Source organism: Frigoribacterium sp. CFBP9030 (genome assembly GCF_034045195.1).
Taxonomy (GTDB): domain Bacteria; phylum Actinomycetota; class Actinomycetes; order Actinomycetales; family Microbacteriaceae; genus Frigoribacterium.
This window is the reverse complement of the sequence record NZ_JAXCWG010000005.1, coordinates 49,812-70,160: the sequence shown is the minus strand read 5'-3', so window position 1 is coordinate 70,160 and position 20,349 is coordinate 49,812. Positions and strand designations below refer to the sequence as shown.

20 protein-coding genes are annotated in these 20,349 nt (G+C 69.4%); 13 read left to right on the top strand and 7 right to left on the bottom strand.

The genetic code is table 11. The annotated features are described in order from the left end of the window. Positions 1-4 precede the first annotated feature (4 nt). From SOM13_RS07680 to SOM13_RS07660, 5 genes are all read left to right on the top strand, one after another. Positions 5-400 carry a hypothetical protein gene (locus tag SOM13_RS07680; RefSeq protein ID WP_320477493.1) on the top strand — a complete coding sequence of 132 codons (396 nt, stop codon included), beginning with the start codon at positions 5-7 and terminating at the stop codon, positions 398-400. A 1,122-nt stretch (positions 401-1,522) separates the two neighbouring features. After that, positions 1,523-1,915, top strand: a complete 393-nt coding sequence (locus tag SOM13_RS07675) for a hypothetical protein (RefSeq protein ID WP_320479317.1) — start codon at positions 1,523-1,525, stop codon at positions 1,913-1,915. 125 nt (positions 1,916-2,040) lie between these two features. Next, positions 2,041-2,433 carry a hypothetical protein gene (locus tag SOM13_RS07670; RefSeq protein ID WP_320479316.1) on the top strand — a complete coding sequence of 131 codons (393 nt, stop codon included), beginning with the start codon at positions 2,041-2,043 and terminating at the stop codon, positions 2,431-2,433. A 700-nt stretch (positions 2,434-3,133) separates the two neighbouring features. Further along, the gene (locus SOM13_RS07665) at positions 3,134-3,862 is read left to right on the top strand and encodes a hypothetical protein (protein ID WP_320479315.1); all 729 of its coding nucleotides are present in this window, start codon (positions 3,134-3,136) and stop codon (positions 3,860-3,862) included. Between the two features lie 181 nt (positions 3,863-4,043). After that, positions 4,044-4,844, top strand: a complete 801-nt coding sequence (locus SOM13_RS07660; protein WP_320479314.1) for a hypothetical protein — start codon at positions 4,044-4,046, stop codon at positions 4,842-4,844. Between the two features lie 18 nt (positions 4,845-4,862). Here SOM13_RS07660 and SOM13_RS07655 read toward each other — a convergent pair whose 3' ends face one another. Then, complete coding sequence (locus SOM13_RS07655; RefSeq protein WP_320479313.1) at positions 4,863-5,309, bottom strand: hypothetical protein; 447 nt, start codon at positions 5,307-5,309, stop codon at positions 4,863-4,865. A 221-nt stretch (positions 5,310-5,530) separates the two neighbouring features. On the opposite strand from SOM13_RS07655, the gene SOM13_RS07650 reads away from it, so the two are divergent. Together SOM13_RS07650 and SOM13_RS07645 are read left to right on the top strand one after the other, a co-directional pair. Continuing rightward, a complete protein-coding gene (locus SOM13_RS07650) occupies positions 5,531-7,246 on the top strand; it encodes an ABC-F family ATP-binding cassette domain-containing protein (RefSeq protein WP_320479312.1) in 1,716 nt (571 codons plus the stop codon). 101 nt (positions 7,247-7,347) lie between these two features. After that, complete coding sequence (locus tag SOM13_RS07645; RefSeq protein WP_320479311.1) at positions 7,348-8,520, top strand: SGNH/GDSL hydrolase family protein; 1,173 nt, start codon at positions 7,348-7,350, stop codon at positions 8,518-8,520. A gap of 208 nt (positions 8,521-8,728) precedes the next feature. Here SOM13_RS07645 and SOM13_RS07640 read toward each other — a convergent pair whose 3' ends face one another. From SOM13_RS07640 to SOM13_RS07625, 4 genes are all read right to left on the bottom strand, one after another. Then, complete coding sequence (locus SOM13_RS07640) at positions 8,729-9,355, bottom strand: hypothetical protein (RefSeq protein WP_243215802.1); 627 nt, start codon at positions 9,353-9,355, stop codon at positions 8,729-8,731. A 115-nt stretch (positions 9,356-9,470) separates the two neighbouring features. Continuing rightward, positions 9,471-11,018, bottom strand: a complete 1,548-nt coding sequence (locus tag SOM13_RS07635) for a cryptochrome/photolyase family protein (protein ID WP_320479310.1) — start codon at positions 11,016-11,018, stop codon at positions 9,471-9,473. Positions 11,019-11,460: 442 nt separating this feature from the next. After that, positions 11,461-11,901, bottom strand: coding sequence for an OsmC family peroxiredoxin (locus tag SOM13_RS07630; protein ID WP_192061108.1), 441 nt, complete (start codon positions 11,899-11,901; stop codon positions 11,461-11,463). Between the two features lie 86 nt (positions 11,902-11,987). Next, complete coding sequence (locus SOM13_RS07625; RefSeq protein ID WP_320479309.1) at positions 11,988-12,431, bottom strand: MarR family transcriptional regulator; 444 nt, start codon at positions 12,429-12,431, stop codon at positions 11,988-11,990. Between the two features lie 155 nt (positions 12,432-12,586). Between SOM13_RS07625 and SOM13_RS07620 the strand changes: the two genes are divergently transcribed. The 6 genes from SOM13_RS07620 (at position 12,587) to purU (ending at position 16,985) form a co-directional block, all read left to right on the top strand. Then, complete coding sequence (locus SOM13_RS07620; protein ID WP_320479308.1) at positions 12,587-12,784, top strand: hypothetical protein; 198 nt, start codon at positions 12,587-12,589, stop codon at positions 12,782-12,784. A gap of 249 nt (positions 12,785-13,033) precedes the next feature. After that, positions 13,034-14,338: an MFS transporter gene (locus SOM13_RS07615; protein WP_320479307.1), complete on the top strand. Its 1,305-nt coding sequence runs from the start codon at positions 13,034-13,036 to the stop codon at positions 14,336-14,338. Between the two features lie 72 nt (positions 14,339-14,410). Continuing rightward, positions 14,411-14,659, top strand: coding sequence for a hypothetical protein (locus SOM13_RS07610; RefSeq protein WP_320479306.1), 249 nt, complete (start codon positions 14,411-14,413; stop codon positions 14,657-14,659). A 105-nt stretch (positions 14,660-14,764) separates the two neighbouring features. Further along, positions 14,765-15,439: an NADPH-dependent F420 reductase gene (locus SOM13_RS07605; RefSeq protein WP_320479305.1), complete on the top strand. Its 675-nt coding sequence runs from the start codon at positions 14,765-14,767 to the stop codon at positions 15,437-15,439. Positions 15,440-15,561: 122 nt separating this feature from the next. Further along, positions 15,562-15,975 (top strand): DUF1304 domain-containing protein, encoded by a 414-nt coding sequence (locus SOM13_RS07600; RefSeq protein WP_320479304.1) that lies wholly within the window; start codon positions 15,562-15,564, stop codon positions 15,973-15,975. Between the two features lie 110 nt (positions 15,976-16,085). Then, positions 16,086-16,985: a formyltetrahydrofolate deformylase gene (gene purU, locus SOM13_RS07595; RefSeq protein ID WP_414655517.1), complete on the top strand. Its 900-nt coding sequence runs from the start codon at positions 16,086-16,088 to the stop codon at positions 16,983-16,985. A gap of 18 nt (positions 16,986-17,003) precedes the next feature. Here purU and SOM13_RS07590 read toward each other — a convergent pair whose 3' ends face one another. Further along, positions 17,004-18,167 (bottom strand): M23 family metallopeptidase, encoded by a 1,164-nt coding sequence (locus SOM13_RS07590; RefSeq protein ID WP_320479303.1) that lies wholly within the window; start codon positions 18,165-18,167, stop codon positions 17,004-17,006. Positions 18,168-18,372: 205 nt separating this feature from the next. Next, entirely contained in the window at positions 18,373-20,277 is a 1,905-nt protein-coding gene (locus tag SOM13_RS07585) for an AMP-binding protein (RefSeq protein WP_320479302.1), read from the bottom strand. Positions 20,278-20,349 lie beyond the last annotated feature (72 nt).

Genomic DNA, 20,349 nt, shown 5'->3' with positions numbered 1-20,349 from the left:
GACGATGGCGGCATCGAGACAGTCGAAGCGACCGATCAACGCGGTGGCGGCCATGTTGGCCGTCGTGGGCCTTGTGCTCGGGTTGTGGGTCAGCACAGCGATCGGGGGCGCAGGCGTGCTCGCAACCGTCATCACGTTGGTCGCCGGACTCGCGTACGGCCTGCTCCTCTTCGGCTTCCCGCCCCGCAACAGAGCGATCGGTCTCGGTCTTCTCGCACTCGTCCCGGTGGTCATGATCGTCATCGTCGCGAACCAAGACATCGTCGGATCCGTCCAGTACGCCTGGATCTTCGGCTTCATAGCCGGGGGTATCGCAGGCGGGTACGCATGGCCCTGGTCGCGAGCCACCGTCGCGAAGAGAGCCGGTCGAGGCGATAATTCGCCCTCTGATCCCCGATAGACGTCAGTATCCGAGGTCGTAATCGACCTGGGTCTCCGACCTATCGAAATCCTGAGCCTTGAAAATGAGTAATGAACTTGGTCAAAGACAATCGCGAGGCCGACTGGCTTTTGCCTTTTTGATGTGCCTAGCTGGAATCGTGCTGGTCTTCATGGTCGGAGGCTCTAGGACTTCTTCTGCATTACCCATTTTCATTAGGACACTCTTAGCAGGAGCCGTCTTCAGCTCGTTCATCTTTTCCAGTGCTGAAAATGAAATTGGCTTATCTCGTCATGCTACTTGGCCCGCTCGGTATCTTGGGTCTTTTGAACTGGCTCTCTGAACCCTGGGCAACCGGTCAAATAACTTGGTTTATCGGAACCCTGGTTGGCACTGTTTTCGGTTCGCACCTGAGATATCTAGTCATGTCCAATCGGCATCGATCCTGGTAGTCAGCGACTAGTAGGAATGAGGAATGAGGAATGAGGAATGATCTTGGCCAACGCCAATCACGAGAGCGTCTGGTGTTTGCGGGCGTGATGTGCCTGGTTGGAATCATGCTGGTCTTCATGGTCGGAGGCTCTAGGACCTTCTCTGTATTACCCACTATCATTGGGGCATTACTGGCAGGAGTCATCTTCGGCTCGTCCACTTTTTCACTACTTGGAATAAAATGGGCTTATCCCGTCATGCTCCTGGGCCTACTCACCATCTTGGGCCTCATGACTAGACTCCCTGGCCCCTGGGCCACCGGTCAAATAACGTGGATTTTCGGAACTTTTGCTGGAACTATTTTCGGCTCACACGTGAGATATCTAGCGATGTCCCGTAGGCGTCGGTCCTCCTAGTCGGTGGATCGTCTTCTGAACAGTTGGCGGCCTTGCCGCCACGCATGCGCGACGTTGACAGCCTGCTAGACAAAGCAATGAATCTTCTTCTGCTAGACCGGACGCAAATGCTGGAAGATATCGCGCCGATTCCTGATGGAATCGTCAGCATCGCACCGACAACAGCGGACCTGTAGCCCCTTACGTCGGAACATCAAAAGGCCTGGGAATTTATAGAACCATTGGGGCTTTAGCCGTTTAGCCTCGGGGCAAGTCCCGGTTCAAACTGCGATCACTAGACTCAGGAGAACCTCACGTGTCAAACAACATGGATAGCAGCGAGGACAATGTGCGCCCGGTACCGCTGGGGGGCAAGACAGCACGAAGACTGCGCCTCCTCACCCTCATCGGTGCGCTTCTCGACATCCTCATTGCCATCGCAGTCGTCACTCAAGTCCCTCTGAGCACAACGATCTCGTACACCCGCATCTCATCAGAGTCGCAGGTCCCGCTCTTCGGCCTGCTTGCGGCACCAGTGCTGCTCTCAGCCTTGTGGTGGCAGACGCGGTCGGCTGAGAGGCAACCACTCCCTGACAAGGAGCGCGTCCTTCTCATCGCGATCTCCGTACCGTTCCTGGGATTCTTCACGATCGGGCAACTTTTTATGGCGCGGGATTACCTCATCGCAGGCGGGGTTCTTCCGGCCTGAGCTGGGAAGAGCTTCTCGCATCACCCGATTAACGATGCCCCGTAGCGTGGACCGCCACCGCGAGGCAATAGCTAGATTGGCGGGGCGACGTGTGGGTCAGCAGACGAGACATATGAGGTCATTCCATGAGCAACGCGCCTGCCGCCGGTGACGTCGAGTCGGAGCATGCCGCGAAGCCTCTGGGCGGGAGGACGATCGTCTGGCTACGACGGGTGCTGCTTGCGGGCGTCCTTCTCGACATCGTCGTGGCAGTTTTCGTAGTCATCCAGGTTCCCACCGGCACCACGGTCTCCTACACGAGGGCTTCGAGAGAGTGGCAGATGCCTCTCTTGGTTCTACTCATCGCCCCACTTGTGCTGATAAGCCTATGGTGGCGGTCTCGTCGGGCGGCAAGCGAGTCGCTACCAAGAGAAGAACGAAGATTTCTCCTCGTGATCTTCGTGCCATTCTGGCTCTTCTTCGTTGTGGGGCAGCTCTTCATGGCTCGTGACTTCCTCATCGCAGGCGGGGTGCTGTAAGGCCACAGGGCTAAGCAGCCGGACTGGCGTCGCGACAACCAGCAGCAGACTGAAGCTCAGCGCTTGAGTCCGAAATCCGGGAAGGCAGCAGATGGCGAGCGCACGAGACGATGGCGATCGGAATCCAACAGACAAAAGCGAATGGCTGCCTCGAGATCCAAAGGGTCACAGACTCATACGAGTGACACGCAATCTTGTTCTTTTCTGCATTCCACTGGATGTCGTTATTGCCATTTATACGTTCACGCGAGTACCACTTGACACGACTACTCGGCATACTCGCCATTCAAGAGATTATGAGATACCCGTCTTTGTTCTATTCGGGATGCCTACGGTCCTGGCCCTCTTGTGGCTTCGTTCGCGTCGAGCTGCCCATGACCCCTTGCCGCCGAATGAGCGAAAGATTCTTTTTGCGCTTGGGATTCCCATGCTGTCATTTATGATGGTGAGTCAGTTCGTTGTGATGAGAGACTTCCTCGAGGCTGGCAGCTCACTAGGATGACGACGCAGTTCGCCCTTTTTCTCACACACACGACATCGAGAGTGGATTCCACTGCGGTACTGCCAGACGATCCTATGGTCAATCGCCAGCCCGAGAGAGACTTTCATACAGTGACGGATTCAGCTTTTGGCAAGAAGTAAGCCAGCGATCTTTGGCTACAAGCCTATGCCTCGAATCCAGCGACGTTACAATGCGGTCTTGGCGGTTGTGAACATCGTGGTCGCAATCGTATTGCTGCTGGTTCTGCAAGCTGATGCGAGTTCGGCTCTCATGACACTGGGCTTGGGGATCTTGACCGCCGGCCTGTTGGCGTACTCGTCATCTTTGTGGGGAACGCTCTCCGCTGCAGTTCTTTCGATTGCCGGGCCACCCCTTCTGAACGCCACACTGCCAGATGATGAGATCGTCTTAGGCCCTTGGTTCTTCTCCATGATCGCTGGATGGTTCATCGGGTCGACTATTCGCGCACCGAGAAGCGAGCAGGTCAGAGAGCGAGAAGCCACCAGTTCAGAACTCCAATGGTCGGTCGGACGTAAGACATTCGCCGAAGATGCGCCCACGACCGAACAGGCCGTCAGCAAAGTCCGCGCATTGGACGGGATGACTCGGTCCCACGTCGTTCTCAAGCACAAGGGCTCCAGGCTCGACATCTGCGGGCGGGCCGACGGGGCCTTGGCTGTGTTCCACTCCCCAGACACCCTGGACGACGACGCCTGGAGCATGGCGATGACTCCCACCGCTTCCAGAGACCATGTGACGGTCATGATGGGCAGCATCGTCAACTCCGTCGAGCAACGCCACACGGTTCTCGTCAGCGAGGCCGAGGAAGCAGCCCGCCATTTTCTGGCATGTGGATCAATGAGCTCAGCACTGACCTGGTGGACGAGCGCCGATGTCCTCTCGATCAAACCGCACCTCGGCGAGTAGCACAGCACGATCCGCGAGCGCTTCGGACGGTATGGGCACTCCCGAGAATGGCTCCCGTCTCCTTGGTCGACAGGGCAGGCGACCTGGCTATTCGGATAACTAGCGGCAGCGTCTCTCCGACAGACCGGTTCGTGCCAGGATGTCCAGCGAGCAAGCCGATCGCCGGCACCAGGGGGACTTCATGAGCACAGACCGCACCGCCGCACCCACCGAGACGAAGCCTCGCCGCCTGTCGCCGACCAAGCCGGTGGCTATGCCGTCGTCGACGCGCGTCGTCCTGGCGTGCGCCGGCTTCGTGCTGGGTCTGGCCGCGACGCTGTTCGGCGGCGCCCACATCGGCCTGGCCATCTCGCTCAGCCTCGTCGTGCTGGTCGCCTCGACCCTGATGGGCCGCCTCCGCGACCGGGTCCGCTCCACGATCACGCCGATCACCCTGACCGCAGTCGCCAGCGTGTCCCTCGTCTCGTCCGGCACCCCGAGCTCGTGGATCGTCTTTACCCTCATGGGCTCCGCCTTCCTCGGCCACACGATCGGCACGGCATCGAGGGCCCGGCAGGAGGCGCGCGAGGCCATCATCCTGCCCACCGACCCCGCGAGCGTGCCCGGTCGCACCGTGCTGCTGTGGCGCATGGGACGCGAGCAGTTCGAGGTGCTCGACCCCTCCGAGAAGCGCCTCCGCACGGTCATCAAGGGGCCGAAGGGCAACATCCCCACCAGCATCGAGCTGCGCCGTAGCACCGCGGGTCTCGACATCCTCCGACCGGGCGATGTCCCCATCGCGGTGCTCCACGCCATGGACGTCGACACCGGCCCCTGGTACGAGATCGTCGACCCGATCGTCGCCCCCGGGCCTGGTCAGCCGATCCCGGCCAACCCGTCCACCGCCGTGCTGCTCGATCGCACCACCGAGGCCGCGGTCCACTTCAGCCGCACCGGCGAACCGTCGCCCTCGGCCCCCTGGGCCCTGAGCACCCGCCGCTGAGAGCGATGCACCCGCCGGTCACGACGGGAGCGCCGCCACCCACGCCCTGAACGACGCCAGCTCGGCGTCGCGCAGCACCACGGTGGGCGGCGCATCGACGTCGGCGGACAGGAACGCCAGGCCGCCCGGAGCCTCACCCTCCAGCATGTCCCCCACCGCCGTGCCGGATTTCTTCGGCCATGCCTGCGTCCACACCGCGTAGATCGTCGGCCCGTGGGTCGTCTCGAGGATGGCCGTCTCGTCGTCCATGAAGCGATGCACCTCGTCGAGCCTCACCCCGGCGCGCCCCTCGGGCACCGTGAACACGATGCCCGGCACGCTCGGCCGACGCTTCGACGGGACCTCGACCGCCGCCGCCTCGGCCGTCGCCCCGCCACCCGACCACGGTGCCACCGGAATCCGGGGCCACGGCTCGACGGGCGCCGCGCGCTCGTCGTCGTCACGCTTGCGGAACAGTCCGAACACGTCATCCCCCTGACTCGAGGCGCCGCCACCCGGCCCTCGTGTGCCCCGACGCTACCAAGCCGAGGAGGCGCGGCTCGCTTCCCCGCGCCTCCTGCGTCCAGGTGACGCGAACGGGTGCCCTTGCGTCCGGGACTTCGCCGGTAGCGTCACTTCGACGGGCCGGCCGCGTCTCCTCTCCACAACCACCCCGGCAGCGCCCTCCGGTACGCGAGAATGGGCCGATGAGCGCTTCACTCGTAGCCAAGGGCCTGGCCGGCGGCCACGGCCACCGCACCCTGTTCGACGACCTCGACCTCACGGTCGCACCGGGCGACGTCGTGGGCGTGGTGGGCGTGAACGGGGCCGGCAAGTCGACCCTGCTGCGCCTCCTCGCGGGGGTCGACGAGCCGCAGGGCGGCACCATCACCCTCAACCCCGGCGACGCCTTCGTCGGATGGCTGCCGCAGGAGCACGAGCGCCTCCCCGGCGAGACCGTCGCCCAGTACATCGGCCGCCGCACCGGCAGCACCCAGGCGACCGCCGAGATGGACGCCGCCGCGGCAGCCCTCGGCGACCCCGACCCCGCACCCCGCACGGACGGCCTCGACCCCGCCGACGTGTACTCCACCGCGCTCGAGCGCTGGCTGGCGAGCGGTGCCGCCGACCTCGACGACCGCCTCCCGGGCGTGCTCGCCGACCTCGGCCTCGAGACCGCGAGCGCGACGTCGTCCGCCGACCCCGGCACGGCCACCGTCGGCCCCGACACCCTGATGACCGCCCTCAGCGGAGGCCAGGCCGCCCGCGTCGGGCTCGCCGCCCTGCTGCTCAGCCGCTTCGACATCGCCCTGCTCGACGAGCCCACGAACGACCTCGACCTCGACGGCCTCGAACGACTCGAGCGCTTCGTGCAGGGCCAGCGCGGCGGGGTCGTGCTCGTCAGCCACGACCGCGAGTTCCTCGCCCGCTGCGTCACGAAGGTGCTCGAGCTCGACCTCGCCCAGGCGTCGAACCGGGTCTTCGGCGGCGGCTACGACTCGTACCTCGAAGAGCGCGAGACCGCCCGCCGTCACGCCCGCGAGGCCTACGACGAGTTCGCCGACAAGAAGGCCGACCTGGTCGGGCGCGCCCGCGTGCAGCGCGAGTGGTCGAGCCAGGGCGTGCGCAACGCGATGAAGAAGTCGCCCGACAACGACAAGATCCGTCGCAAGGCCGCGGCCGAGTCGAGCGAGAAGCAGGGCCAGAAGGTCCGCCAGATGGAGAGCCGCATCGCCCGCCTCGAGGAGGTCGACGAACCCCGCAAGGAGTGGCAGCTCGAGTTCACCATCGGCGAGGCGCCGCGCTCGAGCGCCGTCGTCTCGACCCTCAGCGGCGCGGTGTTCCGCCAGGGCGACCCCGCGACGGGCGAGTTCGTGCTCGGACCGGTCTCGGTGCAGGTCAACGGCGGCGACCGCATCGGCATCACCGGGCCCAACGGCGCCGGCAAGTCGACCCTGCTGCGCGGTCTGCTCGGGCGACAGGAGCCGAGCGAAGGAGGCGCGAGTCGCGGAGCCAGCATCGCCGTCGGCGAGATCGACCAGGCGCGGGCACTGCTCGCGGGCACCGTCCCCCTCGCCGAGGCGTTCGAGGGGCTCGTGCCCGACTGGCCGCAGGCGGAGGTCCGCACCCTGCTCGCCAAGTTCGGTCTCAAGGCCGATCACGTCAACCGCCCCGTCGACGAGCTGTCGCCCGGCGAGCGCACCCGTGCCGGTCTGGCCCTCCTGCAGGCCCGCGGGGTCAACGTGCTCGTGCTCGACGAACCCACCAACCACCTCGACCTCGTCGCCATCGAACAGCTCGAGCAGGCGCTCGAGTCGTACGACGGCACCCTCCTGCTCGTCACCCACGACCGCCGCATGCTCGAGAGCGTGCGACTCGACCGGCAGTGGCGCGTCGAGAACGGGACGGTGACGGAGCAGTGAGCCGCGCCTCCTCGGCTCCGACGTCGTCGACTCGCCCGGTGTCGGGGGCTGCCTCGGGGCAGGCTGCGCGACCGGCGTCACGACCGGTGCGCCGACGGGGCGTGCGAGCCCTCGCCGCCGTCGCCGTCGCCGCCGCGGTCGCTCTCGTGGCCGGCTGCAGCGGCGACCCGACACCGGCGCCCACTCCCACGGCGGATCCGTGGGCCGCCTGGGACTCCGCCCTCGCCGAGACCGACACCGAGTCGGCCCGCTGGCTGGCGCTCGGCGATTCGCTGACCGAGGGGCAGGGCGCCTCCGCGATCGAGAACCGGTGGATCGACCTCACGCGCGACGCCCTGCAGCGGCAGCACCCGGTCGAGGGCGTCGCCGGCGGGGTCGGCTACCGGCCGGGGGTCTTCGCGGTGTACCCGCCCGACTCGACCTGGGGCGCCTGGCAGTCCGACCAGACGGCCGTCACCCCCGACTTCACGACGCCGAGCCTCGGCTACCGCAGCGTCGACCTCGAACCCGGCTCGAGCATCACGTACCAGGTGCGCGGCACCGACCTCGACCTGTGGTGGTCGCCGGGCGGCGGGGTGTTCCGCTACGCGGTCGACGGGGTCGAGGGCGAGCCGGTCGACACGAGCGCGGCAGGAGTGAGCGATGCCGAAGGAGGCGCGGGTGCGGTCTCCGGCGCCGGTGTCACGAGCGTGGACGGACTCGAGAGCTCGGTGCACACGGTGACCATCGGGGTCGATCCGGACGCCGCCGACGGCTTCGTCTTCGAGGGGATCGCCGCGTTCGACGGCGACCGCGACCGCGGGGTGTCGCTGTTCGACTCCGCGCACTCGGGAGCGACCGTCGCGACCTTCGCGGCGGATCTCGACGGGTTCCTGTCGAAGGTGGCGGCGGTGCAGCCCGACCTCGTCACCATCACCCTCGGCGCCAACGACGCCGTGAACACGAGCCCCGACGACCTGGAGGAGGGCTATCTCGCTCTCGTCCGCGGCCTGAAGGGCCTCGACGATCCGCCGACCGTCGTCATCGTCGACGAGTTCAGCTCGGACCTCGCCAGCCTCTTCGACCAGAGCGGATCGAGCGGCGACTACGCGGCCGCCGTCGAGTCGGTCGCCGAGCAGACCGGGTCGGTGCGCGTGTCACTGGGCGACGCCCTGCCGGCGGACGCCGCGGGCGACGGCGACATCACCTCGCTGCTGTCCGACGACGGCATCCACCCGAACGACGCCGGGGCGCGGGTCATCGCGCGGTACATGATCGAGCTGCTCGGGCGCTGAGGCGCTAGGGCGGAGCCGGGCCGGTGCGCCGGGCAGCCGGTGCGCCGGGCAGCCGGTGCGCCGGTGCGCCGGGCAGCCGGTGCGCAAGGCGGCCGGCGAGCAGCCGCGCCACCACGCGAAGAACCGCGTTCGCGAAGATGAACCTCGATATATCGTGGTTCATCTTCGCGAACGCGGTTCATGGGCGCGGCGCCTCGGGCGCCGGCAGCTACTTGAGCAGCAGCAGCGTGGAGTCGAGCGCCTCGGTCGGCGAGAGCGGGGCCTCGTCGCCGGCGCCGGTCGCCGACAGGGCGAACAGTCCGTGCGGCGTGATGACGGTCGCCCCGGCGAGCGTGACGCCCTCCTGAGCGGCCTCGAGCTCGAAGGCACGACCGCCGAGGTCGCCGATGCGCGCATCCTCGACCTCGGTGACGCCCTCCTGACCGGCGATCTGGTCGCTCTGCGAGGTGATGGTGGCTTCGTCGAGCTCCTGCGTGCGCGCGACGGCGACGATCGCCTGGGCGCTCGGGTCGATCTCGCCCTCGGCGCTGGCGGCGCTGTTGGCCCACGAGCACTGCAGCTGGCCGTCGGCCTCCGTGCTCTCGTCTTGCAGGTCGAGGCCCTCGACGATCGAGCCGAGCGCCTCGCCCGCGTCGGCGCAGGTCGTGACGGCGAGCTCTCCGGTCAGGTCGCGGTCCTCCTGAGTGGCAGCGCTCTCGCTCGCCGAGCTGCTGGGGTCGCTCGAGTCGGCGTTCGAGTCGCTCGACCCGGTGCACCCGGCGAGGAGCAGCGTGAGCGCGACGGCTCCTGAGGCGACGACCGTCATCGCGGTCTTCGTGGTCTTGATGGTGCGCATGGTGGTCCCCCTACGTCGGCCGCCGACTCGCTGTGCGACGGACCCTGCCACCCTAACGGCGACGACCTGTCGGTGCCCGACCCGCGCCTCCTCGGCTCCCCCGCCCCCGCGCCTCCTACCAGCGCGTGCGCTCGCGCTCCTGCTGCACGACGGCCTCGCGATCGGAGAGACCGGCCAGGCCCGACAGCGCCTGACGCATCCGCGGGTTGCCCATCAGCACCGGCCCCGTCCGGTCGAGGAACGCCCAGTACCCCGCCGTCACCGGGCACGCGTCGGGCCCGAGCCGCTTCTTCGGGTCGAACCGGCACCCGCCGCAATGGTCGGTCATGCGGTTGATGTAGGCGCCTCCGGACGCGTACGGCTTCGTCGCGACGATCCCCCCGTCGGCGTGCTGCGACATGCCGACCACGTTGGCGGGCATCACCCACGGCGTCCCGTCGACGTACATGTCGATGAACCACTGGCTGAGCGCCGACGGCTCGACACCGCGCTGCAACGCCCAGTTGCCGAGGATCATCAGGCGCTGGATGTGGTGACTCCACCCGTGCCGGTGCAGCCCGTCGAGCGTCTCGGCCAGGCAGTTCGCCTCGACGACCGCCTGACCCGCCGCGTCGGTCGGCTCGCCCGTGCCGTCCCCGGCGTCCCCATCACCGGCACCACCCCCCGCACCCCCGAGGTCGCGCCCGAGCGTCGCGAACACCTGCGGCAGCGGCTCGTGCGCCTCGAGCTTGTTGTTCGACGTCGCGTAGTCCTCGCCGAGTCGCCAGTAGAGGTGCCACATGTAGTCGCGCCACCCCATGATCTGCCGCACGAACCCCTCGACACTGCGGATCGGCGCGTCGCCCGCGGCGTACGCGGCGGCCACGGTGTCGATCACGTCGCGCGGGTCGATCAGTCCGAGGTTCATCGGGGCGCTGATCAGCGAGTGCGCCATGGTCCAGTCGCCGCTGAGCGTGGCGTCCTCGAAGGGGCCGAAGTCGGGGAGGCGCACCTCGACGAAGTCGGCGAGCGCGGCCTCGGCCTCGGCGGCGGTCGCGGCGAACCGGCGGGGTCCGGCGTCGCCGACCAGGGTGACCACTCCGTCGCGTTCCCAGCGGGCGATGTCGTGCCGCACCTCCTCGTCGATGTCGTCCTCCTCAGGCCAGAGGGGTGCGGGCAGTCCGAGCGACGCAGCGCCCTTCGGGGGCTTCTCGCGGTTGTCGTGGTCGTGGTTCCAGCGACCGCCGGCCGGCTCCTGCCCCTCCATCAGCACACCGGTGCGCTGGCGGACGACGCGGTAGAAGTCCTCCATCAGCAGGCGCTTCCCGGCACGCGAATCCGCCCACGCCGCGAAGTCGCTCTCGCTCGTGACGAATCCCCGGCTCGGCAGGATCTCGGCACCGACCCGTCGCACCAGGCGTCGCGCTCGGTACGAGGTGGGGTCGATCACCTGCAGATCGTCACGCCCGTCGACGGCCTCCGAGTAGTGCTCGACCTGTCTGAAGTCGACCCGGTCGCCGAGATCGCGCGCCCGATGCCTGATGGCCGACAGCAGCAGCTGCAGCTTCGCGCGGTGCAGCGTGCGCCCCCGCCACGACGACCTCGACTCGACGAGCAGCATCGGCCCACCGTCGTCGAAGTGCGGGCCGAGTTGGTCGAGGAAGATCCAGCGGGTGCGGTCCATGAGGGGTCGAACGGTACCCGCGGGGGCCGGAGCGCGCGCGAGCCGTGGCCGCGTTCGGCTGCCGCCCGGCGCCACCCAGGCCGAGGAGGCGCGGGTCGGGTACCGTCGACCGCCCCTGACCTCTGGAGATCACCATGGCATCCCTGCTTCGCCGCTTCGCACCCCTGATCATCACCTTCGTCGTGCGCAAGATCATGAAGAAGCGCGGTGGCGGCGGCTCGACCGGCGGCAACTACCCGCGTCGCTGAGCCGCGCCTCCTGGGGCACGCGACCCGCGCCTCCTCGGTCACGCGACCCGCGCTTCCTCGGCCACGCGAACCGCGCCTCCTCGGGCACGCGACCCGCGCACCGCAGACGAGAACCCCCGCGTGAGCGACGAACCCCCGGATGACGGGGTTCGATGCTCACGCGGGGGTTCTGTCGTCTCCGCAGGAGGTGCGGCTCAGCTCTCGAAGGTCGCGTCGAGCGTGATCTCGACACCGGTCAGAGCCTTGGAGACCGGGCAGGTCGCCTTGGCCTCGTCGGCCGCCGTAAGGAACGCGGCCTCGTCGATGCCCGAGACCTCGCCGACGACGGTGAGGTGGATGCCGGTCAGCTGGAACCCGCCGGCCGGGTCGGCGCCGAGCGACACGTCGGCCTTGACGTCGAGGGCCTCGACGGTGCCGCCGGCCTGACCGAGCACGGCGCTGAACTGCATGGCGTAGCAGGCCGAGTGCGCGGCGGCGAGCAGCTCTTCGGGGCTGGTCGAGCCGTTGGCGTCCTCAGCGGAGCGCTTGGGGAACGAGACGCCGTAGGTGCCGACCTTCGAGCTGGTCATCTCGACCTGGCCCTCGCCGGTCTCGAGGCTTCCGTTCCAGGCGGTGCGTGCGGTGCGAGTGGGCATGATGCTCCTTCGTAGGTGTTCGGGTGGATGTTCGGAGGTGTTGAGGGGGACTGTTGCTGGTCTAGGGGGCTGGTCTGGGGGGCGGGTCAGGCGGCGGCGCGGACGCGGTCGGCGACCCCGCCGAGCTGCTCGGTCAGCGCCGTCAGCACGTCGGGCGACAACCCGGTCGCCTCGCAGATCCGCTCGGGGATGCTCGCCGCCTCGGAGCGCAGCGCGTCACCCGCGGGCGTCAGCGCCACCTGCACGGCCCGCTCGTCGGCGGAGCCGCGACGCCGGGAGACGAGACCCTGCGCCTCGAGCCGGCGGAGCAGCGGCGACAGCGTGCCCGAGTCGAGGTGCAGACGCTGGCCGAGACCCGAGACGCCGGTCTCGCCGTCTTCCCAGAGCACGAGCAGCACGAGGTACTGCGGGTACGTGATGCCGAGCGGCTCGAGCAGGTCGCGGTAGCGGGACGTCAGGGCACGCGACGCGCTGTACAGGGCGAAGCAGATCTGCTCGTCGAGCAACGGGGTGCGCGCGGTGTCGGACATGAGTCGACCATAACACGTTGCGCGCAACAAGGTTGACCGCAACCGAAATCGGCCAGAGCGGTGCCGGGCGCAGAGGAGCAAGCCCACCGAGGAGGCGCGGGTCGACCGAGGAGGCGCGCGCACCCCGTCCGCTCCCCGTCGCGTAGCGTGCACGCATGAGCTCCGACGACCCCACCGGCATGACCGACGACGAGAAGCGCCACGACCAGCTGACCCGTGCGCCGAAGTCCGACCCGGGCGACGACGCCCCGCGCATCACCACCGAGGATCGCGGCGACGGCGTCACCCGGATCGACGTCGCCGACACGGCGGCCGTGCGCCCCGGCAAGGGCGAGCCCCGCTCCGCCGGCTGACCCGCGCCTCCTGCGTCCTGCGTCGAGGTGACCCGATCGGTTGCCGGGAGGCCGGAGGGGGCACCGATCGCGTCACCTCGATGGCGGCTCGAGCCTCCTAGACGGCGGAGACCGGCCTCGGCTACCATCGACCCTGGTCGCACGTCACGCGCGGCCCCGGGCGCGCACGACAGCGCGCAGTCGGGATCACCATCCTCCCCGTGTCACACGGGTAGCAGGAACGGCGCCCGCCGACGACCGAGACCTCACATGACGATCACCTCCGCGCGTCCTTCGACGCCCACCGCCCCCCCTGCCAAGTTCCCCCTCGCCGGCCTGCTCGCCCTGGCCGTCGCGACGTTCCTCTCCATCTCGGGCGAGATGCTGCCGACCGGGCTGCTGCCCGAGATGAGCTCCGAGCTCGGCGTCAGCGAGTCGAGCATCGGCCTGCTGGTGAGCGTCTTCGCGTTCACCGTGGTGCTGACCAGCACGACGCTGACGCATCTGACGCGGCGACTCCCCCGGCATCTGCTCATCGTCGGGCTGATCGTCGTGCTGGCGATCAGCGCGGGGCTGACCGCGATCGCGCCCACGTACGAGCTGGTCGTCGCGTCGCGGATCCTCGGCGGGCTCGCGCACGGCACGTTCTGGGCGATCGGCGGCGCGTACGCCGCTCACCTCGTGCCGCGCGAACAGGTCGGGCGCGCACTGGCCGTCGCGATGAGCGGCGGCACGCTCGCGTTCGTGCTCGGCGTGCCGCTCGGCACGGCGGCCGGCCAGGCCCTCGGCTGGCGCCCCGCGTTCGGTCTACTGGCCGCATTGATGGCCGTGGGCGCGGTGCTCGTCTGGCGGCTGCTGCCCCCGGTGCCGACACCCGCCGACTCGGACCCCGACGCCGAGTCCACCGAGGCCGCGACGACGATGGTCCCCGCGACGGGATCGGTGCCGATCGTGCCGACCCGCGCCTCCTCGGCTCCCCGTCGACGGGGTTCGCTGCCGAAGCCGTCGGTGCTCGGCGTGGTCTTCAGCTGCGTCATCACCGCGGTGTTCATGGTCGGGCACTACTCGTTCTTCACGTTCATCGCGCCGTACCTGGTGCGCTCGACGGGCATCGCGGAGTCGTCGCTCAGCGCCGCGCTGTTCGCGTTCGGCATCGCCGGAGGCGTCGGTCTGCTGATGGTCGGCTGGTTCCTCGGCAAGCGCCCCCGCATCAGCATCCCGATCGGCATCGGCGTGGTCGCCGTCTCGGTGTTCGCGATGATGGCGTTCGAGGGGCAGCCGACCCCGTCGCTGATCGCGTTCGTGGTGTGGGGTGTCACGTTCGGGGCGCTGCCGCCGTTGTTCCAGACGCGGATGCTGCAGGTCGCCCCGGCGAAGATGCGCGACCTCGCGAGCGCGTTCTACACGACCGGGTTCAACGCGGGCATCGGCGGCGGAGCCCTGATCGGCGCGATCGTGCTCGACGGCGCAGGGCTCGACGCGCTGCCGGTGCTGTACATCGTCGTCGCCGTGGTGGTGCTCGGGCTGGTGCTGGTCACCGACCGGGTGCTCGCGGTGCGGTCGGCGCGCTCGTAGCCCCGAGCCCCGAAGTGGGGCGGACCACCGAACCAGCTCGTCCGCATACTCGAGAGACGGCAGGGGGCGACGATGGACACCGAGAGCACGGCGACCGAGCAGTCCACGCGCTGCGCGGGCTGCGGCGAGACCGCCCGCCTCGCACCCAATCCGTACTTCGGCACGGGACTCTCGGTCCACCGCCACATCGTCACGTGCGCACGCTGCGGCACGCTCGGCTTCGCACCTCACTCCGACCCCGAGCCGACGACCGAGACCGGGTCGACGCCGGTCGCGGTGGGGCCGTGGCGGCGACTCGCCTCCTGGTTGGGTGGGGCGTGACCCTGCGCGTCCGCGACTGCCCGCGCCGCGCCTCCTGAACGCTCCCTGACCCGCCGCTGAACCCCAGCCCAGAATGCGCACCCCCGCAGGGCGTTGGCTGGCCGCATGACAACAATCGGAATCATCGGAGCAGGCAACATCGGCAGCCAGGTCGCTCGCGCGGTCATCGAGCAGGGCTACGACGTCGTGATCAGCAACTCGCGCGGGCCCGAGACGCTCGCCGATCTGGTCGCCGACCTCGGCCCGAAGGCACGTGCGGCGACGGCCGAGGAGGCGGGCGAGGCAGGCGAGGTCGTCGTCGTCACCGTCCCGTTGAAGAACGTCGAGGAGGTGCCGGTCGAGCCGCTCGCCGACAAGATCGTCATCGATACCAACAACTACTACTTCGAGCGCGACGGCAACATCGCCGCCCTCGACAACGGCGTCGACACCGTCTCGCAGATGCTGCAGCGCCACCTGCCGACCAGCAAGGTCGCCAAGGGCTTCAACCACATCATGGCGAAGGACATCACGACCGACGGCAAGCCCTCCGGCACCGAGGGGCGCCGCGCCCTCGCGACGTCGAGCGACTTCGAAGAGGCCGCCGAGCTCGTGCAGCGCCTCTACGACGAGCTCGGCTTCGACACCGTCAACGTCGGACCGCTGAGTGAGAGCTGGCGCGTCGAGCGCGACCAGCCCGCCTACGTCGTGTCGCAGACCCGCTCCGAGCTCGTCGAGAACCTCGCGAAGGCCACCCGCGCCACCGCGACCACCGAGCCCGCCCCGCACCCCGAGGCGTAACGCCCCGCAGCGCCCCGCCCTACGGCGCCGGGCGTTCATCGAAATGACCCGTTCAGGGCCCAGAGGTCGACTCCGGGCACCGAACGGGTCACTTCGACGATGAGGCGCCTTAGGCTGGCGGCATGCTCATCGTCTCGCTCGTGGCCGCCACGCTCGCCGCCCTGCTGCACGTCTACATCTTCGTGATGGAGTCCGTGCTCTGGACGACGCCGCGCGTCCGCGCGACCTTCGGCATCACCGACGACCGGCAGGCCGAGTTCACGAAGCCGATGGCCTTCAACCAGGGCTTCTACAACCTCTTCCTCGCGGTCGTGACGCTCGTCGGCGTCGTGCTGGTGGCGTCCAGCCGAGGAGGCGCGGGTCAGCTCGCGGACACCTCCCCCGCAGGTCTCGCCCTCCTGGTCGCGGGCACGGGCTCGATGCTCGCCGCAGCGCTCGTGCTGGCGCTCTCCGACCGCACGAAGCTGCGTGCGGCGGCGACGCAGGGGCTCTTCCCGCTCGTGGCCCTGGTGGCACTGCTGGTCGCTGCGCTCTGAGCCGAGCCGCACCTCCACCCCGCACCTCCTGCGTCGAGGAGTCACGACTCGCCGCGCGCACCGGGTCCGCGCGGCGAGTCGTGACTCCTCGCTGTCGGTAGCCTGGGCGGGTGACCGACGCGACCACCGCCTCCAGCGCTTCCACCGCCTCCTCCGCCTTCCCCTCGACGCACTGGACCCTGACGCTCGTCTGCCACGACCAGCCGGGCATCGTCCACGCGATCAGCGGAGCCGTGGTGCAGGCCGGCGGCAACATCACCGAGTCGGCGCAGTTCTCGAGTCACGACACCGGCACGTTCTTCATGCGCCTGCAGGTCGAGGCGCCCGGCGAGCGCGCCGCGCTGGAGGAGGCGCTCGCACCCGTGCTGGCCCGCTATGACATGCAGGCGAAGCTCGACGTGGTCGGCCGGCCGATCCGCACGCTCGTGCTGGCGAGCAAGGCGGCGCACTGCGTCAACGACCTGCTCTTCCGGCAGCGCGCCGGGCAGTTGCCGATCGAGGTGCCGCTGGTGCTCGCGAACCACGACGACCTCTCGGGGCTCGCCGAGTTCTACGGCAAGCGCTTCGAGCACCACCCCGTCACCGACCCCGAGTCGAAGGCGGCGTTCGAGGCCCGGGTGCTGCAGGTCGTCGACCGGTACGACATCGAGCTCGTCGTGCTGGCGCGCTACATGCAGATCCTCAGCCCCGAGCTGTGTGCGGCGCTGGAGGGGCGGGCGATCAACATCCACCACTCGTTCCTGCCCGGGTTCAAGGGGGCCAACCCGTATCGTCAGGCGCACGCCCGCGGGGTGAAGCTGATCGGCGCGACGGCGCACTTCGTCACGAGCGACCTCGACGAGGGGCCGATCATCGAGCAGAACGTCGTCCGCGTCGACCACACGCGCAGCGCCCCCGAGCTGATGGCGATCGGACAGGACGAGGAGAGCCGCACCCTCACGCAGGCCGTCCGCTGGTTCGCGGAGGATCGCGTGCTGCTCGACGGAGCCCGCACGATCGTCTTCCGCTGAGGCGCGGGCTGCGACGACTCAGAGCGTGCGGCCGGCGTTCGCGTCGAGCCAGGCCTTGGGGTCGATCTGCGTCGATCCGCCCATCAGCACCTCGAAGTGCAGGTGTTCGCCCGTCGCGACACCGGTGCGACCGACCGTGCCGACGAGCTCGCCGACGCCGACCTGCTGACCGACGTACATCGGGCTCGAGCCCGACCGCATGTGCGCGTACATCGTGCTCACCAGACCGCCGTCGATCACGTGATCGATGACGACGTAGGTGCCGAACTGGGCGTGGACTCCGGCGGTGCGGACCGTACCGGCTGCGACGGCGCCGATCGGGGTGCCGCCGCCGGGGGTCATGTCGAGCCCCATGTGCATGCTCGAGCACGCCGCGCACGGTGCGCTACGGGGGCCGAACCCCGAGCTCAGCACGACGCTGCCCGGGAACGGCCACCGGATGTCGCCGGCACCGCTGTTGACGACGGTGCCGCCACCCGAGGCGACGCCCCCCGCGGCGCCGACGACGGCGTCGGAGGACGACGAGCGGCTCGACGAGCCGGAGTCGGACACGACCGGGGCCTTCACCACGGGCGGCGGGGGCGGCGGCGGCGGCGGATCGGTCACACCGTACGAGTCGCGCTCGGCGACGGCGAGCACGACGAGCGAAGCGGCCATCGTCTGACCCGTCATCGGAGCGGCCGTCGACACGGGGATCCCCGAGCCGCCCAGGTCGGAGGCCGATGCGGGAGTCACGTTCGACGAGAAGAACAGGGTCGCCGCCAGCAGCGCGAACGCCGGGACGGCCGCCTCACGCGCACGCCGGGCCAGGAAGCTCGGACGACGGGAGGGCAGGAGGCGCGGTTCGGAACCCGAGACGATCCGCGTCGAGCGCATAGGGACGCGAGCGACGGCCAGCTGACGTCGTGCCGCGGGGTGCTGCGCGGCAGGGGCCTGCGCGACCGGTGCATCCTGCGGAGCCGGGGCCTGCGCGGCGGGGGCCTGCGCGACCGGGGCCTGCGCGACCGGTGCTGTCTGCGGGGCCGGGGCCTGCGCGGCGGGAACGTGCGCGGCGGGTGCCTCTGAAGCGGCAGCCGAGACGTCTGTGTGGACCCGCGCCTCCGGGGCTGCGGCAGCCGCGCGCTCGCGGGCCAGGGCCTCGCGCCGGGTCAGGGGCGGAGCATCGTGCCGAGGGTCGCTCACGAGACGGTCGTCGTCTTGTCGGCGCAGCGGATCACGGTTCTCCTCGGGGTGGATGCATCGAGTTTAGGCAAGAAGGCGCGAGACGACCAGGGGCTCGGCCGATGTCGTCGAGAAATCTTCATACCCGTGGTCGCCGCGCCGCGCCTCCTCGGCGTCGATCAGGCGCCCGCGCCCGTGTCCCCGCCCGCGCCGGCGCCGGGCCGAACTACCCGCGCAGCCCGGGGAAGTCCGAGTCGCGGAACTCCCCCGCGATCCGCTCGCTCGAGACCGCGGCGTCCTCCTCGCGCTGCCGCAGCTCGACGCGGCGGATCTTGCCCGAGATCGTCTTCGGCAGCTCGTCGACGAACTCGACGCGGCGCACGCGCTCGTACGCCGGCAGCCCGGTGCGGGCGTGGGCGAGCACCGAGCGGGCGGTCTCCGCCGACGCCTCGACGCCCGCGGCCAGCGTCACGTACGCCTTCACCACGGCGAGTCTCACGTCGTCGGGAGCCGGCACCACGGCCGACTCGGCGACGGCGGGGTGCTCGATCAGCACGCTCTCGACCTCGAACGGCGAGACCTTGTAGTCCGATGATTTGAAGACGTCGTCGGTCCGCCCGACGAAGGTGATCATGCCGTCGGCGTCACGGGAGGCGACGTCGCCGGTGTGGAACAGCCCGTCGCGCATCGACGACTCGGTGCGCGCCGCGTCGCCGAGGTAGCCCGTCATCAGGTTCACCGGTCGGGTGGTCAGGTCGAGGCAGACCTCGCCCTCGTCGCCGACCTCGCCCGTGACCGGGTCGACGAGCACGACGTCGACGCCGGGCAGGGCGCGCCCCATTGACCCGGCCTTGATGGTGCCGCCGGGGGCGTTGGCGATGATCGCGGTGGTCTCGGTCTGCCCGTAGCCGTCGCGGATGTCGAGCCCCCAGCCCTGCTGCACGCGCGAGATGACCTCGGGGTTCAGCGGCTCGCCGGCCGAGAGCGCCTCGCGCAGAGCGTGCGGTCGGGCGCCGAGCGACGACTGGATCAGCATGCGCCACACGGTCGGCGGCGCGCAGAACGACGTGACGGAGGCGCGCTCGAGCTGGTCGCGCAGCTCCGCCGGCCGGAACCGCCCGTAGTTGTAGACGAACACGGTGGCCTCGGCCGTCCACGGCGCGAAGAAGCAGCTCCAGGCGTGCTTGCCCCAGCCGGGCGACGAGATCGTCATGTGCACGTCGCCGGGGCGGACCCCGAGCCAGTACGTCGTGCTCAGGTGCCCGACCGGGTACGAGGCGTGCGAGTGCACGACCATCTTGGGGCGGCTCGTGGTGCCCGAGGTGAAGTAGACGAGGCAGGGGTCGTGGGTCGCGGTGACGACGTCGGGGCGCACCGAGGAGGCGCGGTGCGAGTCGCCGAAGGAGACCCAGCCCGCGGGTGCGGCGCCGGCTTCGGGTGCGGGTGCGGCGCCGGGTGCGGCGCCGGGTGCAGGTGCGGCTGCGGCTGCGGCTCCGGCTCCGACCCCGGCCCCGGCGCCGGCTGCGGCGCCGGCTCCGGCTGCGGCCGCGGCCGCGGCTCCGGCCGACGGCAGCACGGCGATGCGGGTGACCGCCTCGATGCCGGGAACGGCGTCGAAGACCGCCGCGTCGGACGCGTTCGCGACGACGTGCCGCACCAGCCCGCGCTCGATGCGGTCGGCGAGGTCGGCGGTGCCGAGCACGGTCGAGGTCGGCAGGATGACCGCGCCGATCTTCATCACCGCGAGCATCGCCTCCCACAGCTCGACCTGGTTGCCGAGCATGAGCATGACGTGGTCGCCCCGGGCGACGCCGAGTCCGTGCAGCCAGGCGGCGACCTGGTCGCTGCGGCGGCGCATCTCGTCGAAGGTGATGCGCTGCTCGGAGCCGTCCTCCTCGACGAGCCAGAGTGCGATGCGGTCGTTGTCCCGCGCCATGACGTCGAACCAGTCGACGGCCCAGTTGAAGCGGTCCCCGACGTCGGGCCAGCGGAACTCGGCGCCGGCCCGGTCGAGGTCGTCGCCGAGGGCGAGCAGATGGTCGCGCGCGGCGCGGAACGCCGTCGTCGCCGCCGAGTCGGCGGGTGCGCGGCTCGGGGTCGGGGAGTCGGGGCCGGAGGTCGCGTCGTGCATCACGCCATCATGCACCCGCATGCATGCCGCCCCCGGCATGCGGCCCCGACTCCCCTCTCCCCCTCTATCGAA

What these genes read in the sequence shown, in the direction of transcription:
- SOM13_RS07680 (WP_320477493.1), top strand. Translation starts at nt 5, where the DNA reads ATGGCGGCATCGAGACAGTCGAAGCGACCGATCAACGCGGTGGCGGCC.
- SOM13_RS07670 (WP_320479316.1), top strand. Translation starts at nt 2,041, where the DNA reads ATGAGCAACGCGCCTGCCGCCGGTGACGTCGAGTCGGAGCATGCCGCG.
- SOM13_RS07660 (WP_320479314.1), top strand. Translation starts at nt 4,044, where the DNA reads ATGAGCACAGACCGCACCGCCGCACCCACCGAGACGAAGCCTCGCCGC.
- SOM13_RS07650 (WP_320479312.1), top strand. Translation starts at nt 5,531, where the DNA reads ATGAGCGCTTCACTCGTAGCCAAGGGCCTGGCCGGCGGCCACGGCCAC.
- SOM13_RS07640 (WP_243215802.1), bottom strand. Translation starts at nt 9,355, where the DNA reads ATGCGCACCATCAAGACCACGAAGACCGCGATGACGGTCGTCGCCTCA.
- SOM13_RS07635 (WP_320479310.1), bottom strand. Translation starts at nt 11,018, where the DNA reads ATGGACCGCACCCGCTGGATCTTCCTCGACCAACTCGGCCCGCACTTC.
- SOM13_RS07630 (WP_192061108.1), bottom strand. Translation starts at nt 11,901, where the DNA reads ATGCCCACTCGCACCGCACGCACCGCCTGGAACGGAAGCCTCGAGACC.
- SOM13_RS07625 (WP_320479309.1), bottom strand. Translation starts at nt 12,431, where the DNA reads ATGTCCGACACCGCGCGCACCCCGTTGCTCGACGAGCAGATCTGCTTC.
- SOM13_RS07620 (WP_320479308.1), top strand. Translation starts at nt 12,587, where the DNA reads ATGAGCTCCGACGACCCCACCGGCATGACCGACGACGAGAAGCGCCAC.
- SOM13_RS07615 (WP_320479307.1), top strand. Translation starts at nt 13,034, where the DNA reads ATGACGATCACCTCCGCGCGTCCTTCGACGCCCACCGCCCCCCCTGCC.
- SOM13_RS07610 (WP_320479306.1), top strand. Translation starts at nt 14,411, where the DNA reads ATGGACACCGAGAGCACGGCGACCGAGCAGTCCACGCGCTGCGCGGGC.
- SOM13_RS07605 (WP_320479305.1), top strand. Translation starts at nt 14,765, where the DNA reads ATGACAACAATCGGAATCATCGGAGCAGGCAACATCGGCAGCCAGGTC.
- SOM13_RS07600 (WP_320479304.1), top strand. Translation starts at nt 15,562, where the DNA reads ATGCTCATCGTCTCGCTCGTGGCCGCCACGCTCGCCGCCCTGCTGCAC.
- SOM13_RS07585 (WP_320479302.1), bottom strand. Translation starts at nt 20,277, where the DNA reads ATGCACGACGCGACCTCCGGCCCCGACTCCCCGACCCCGAGCCGCGCA.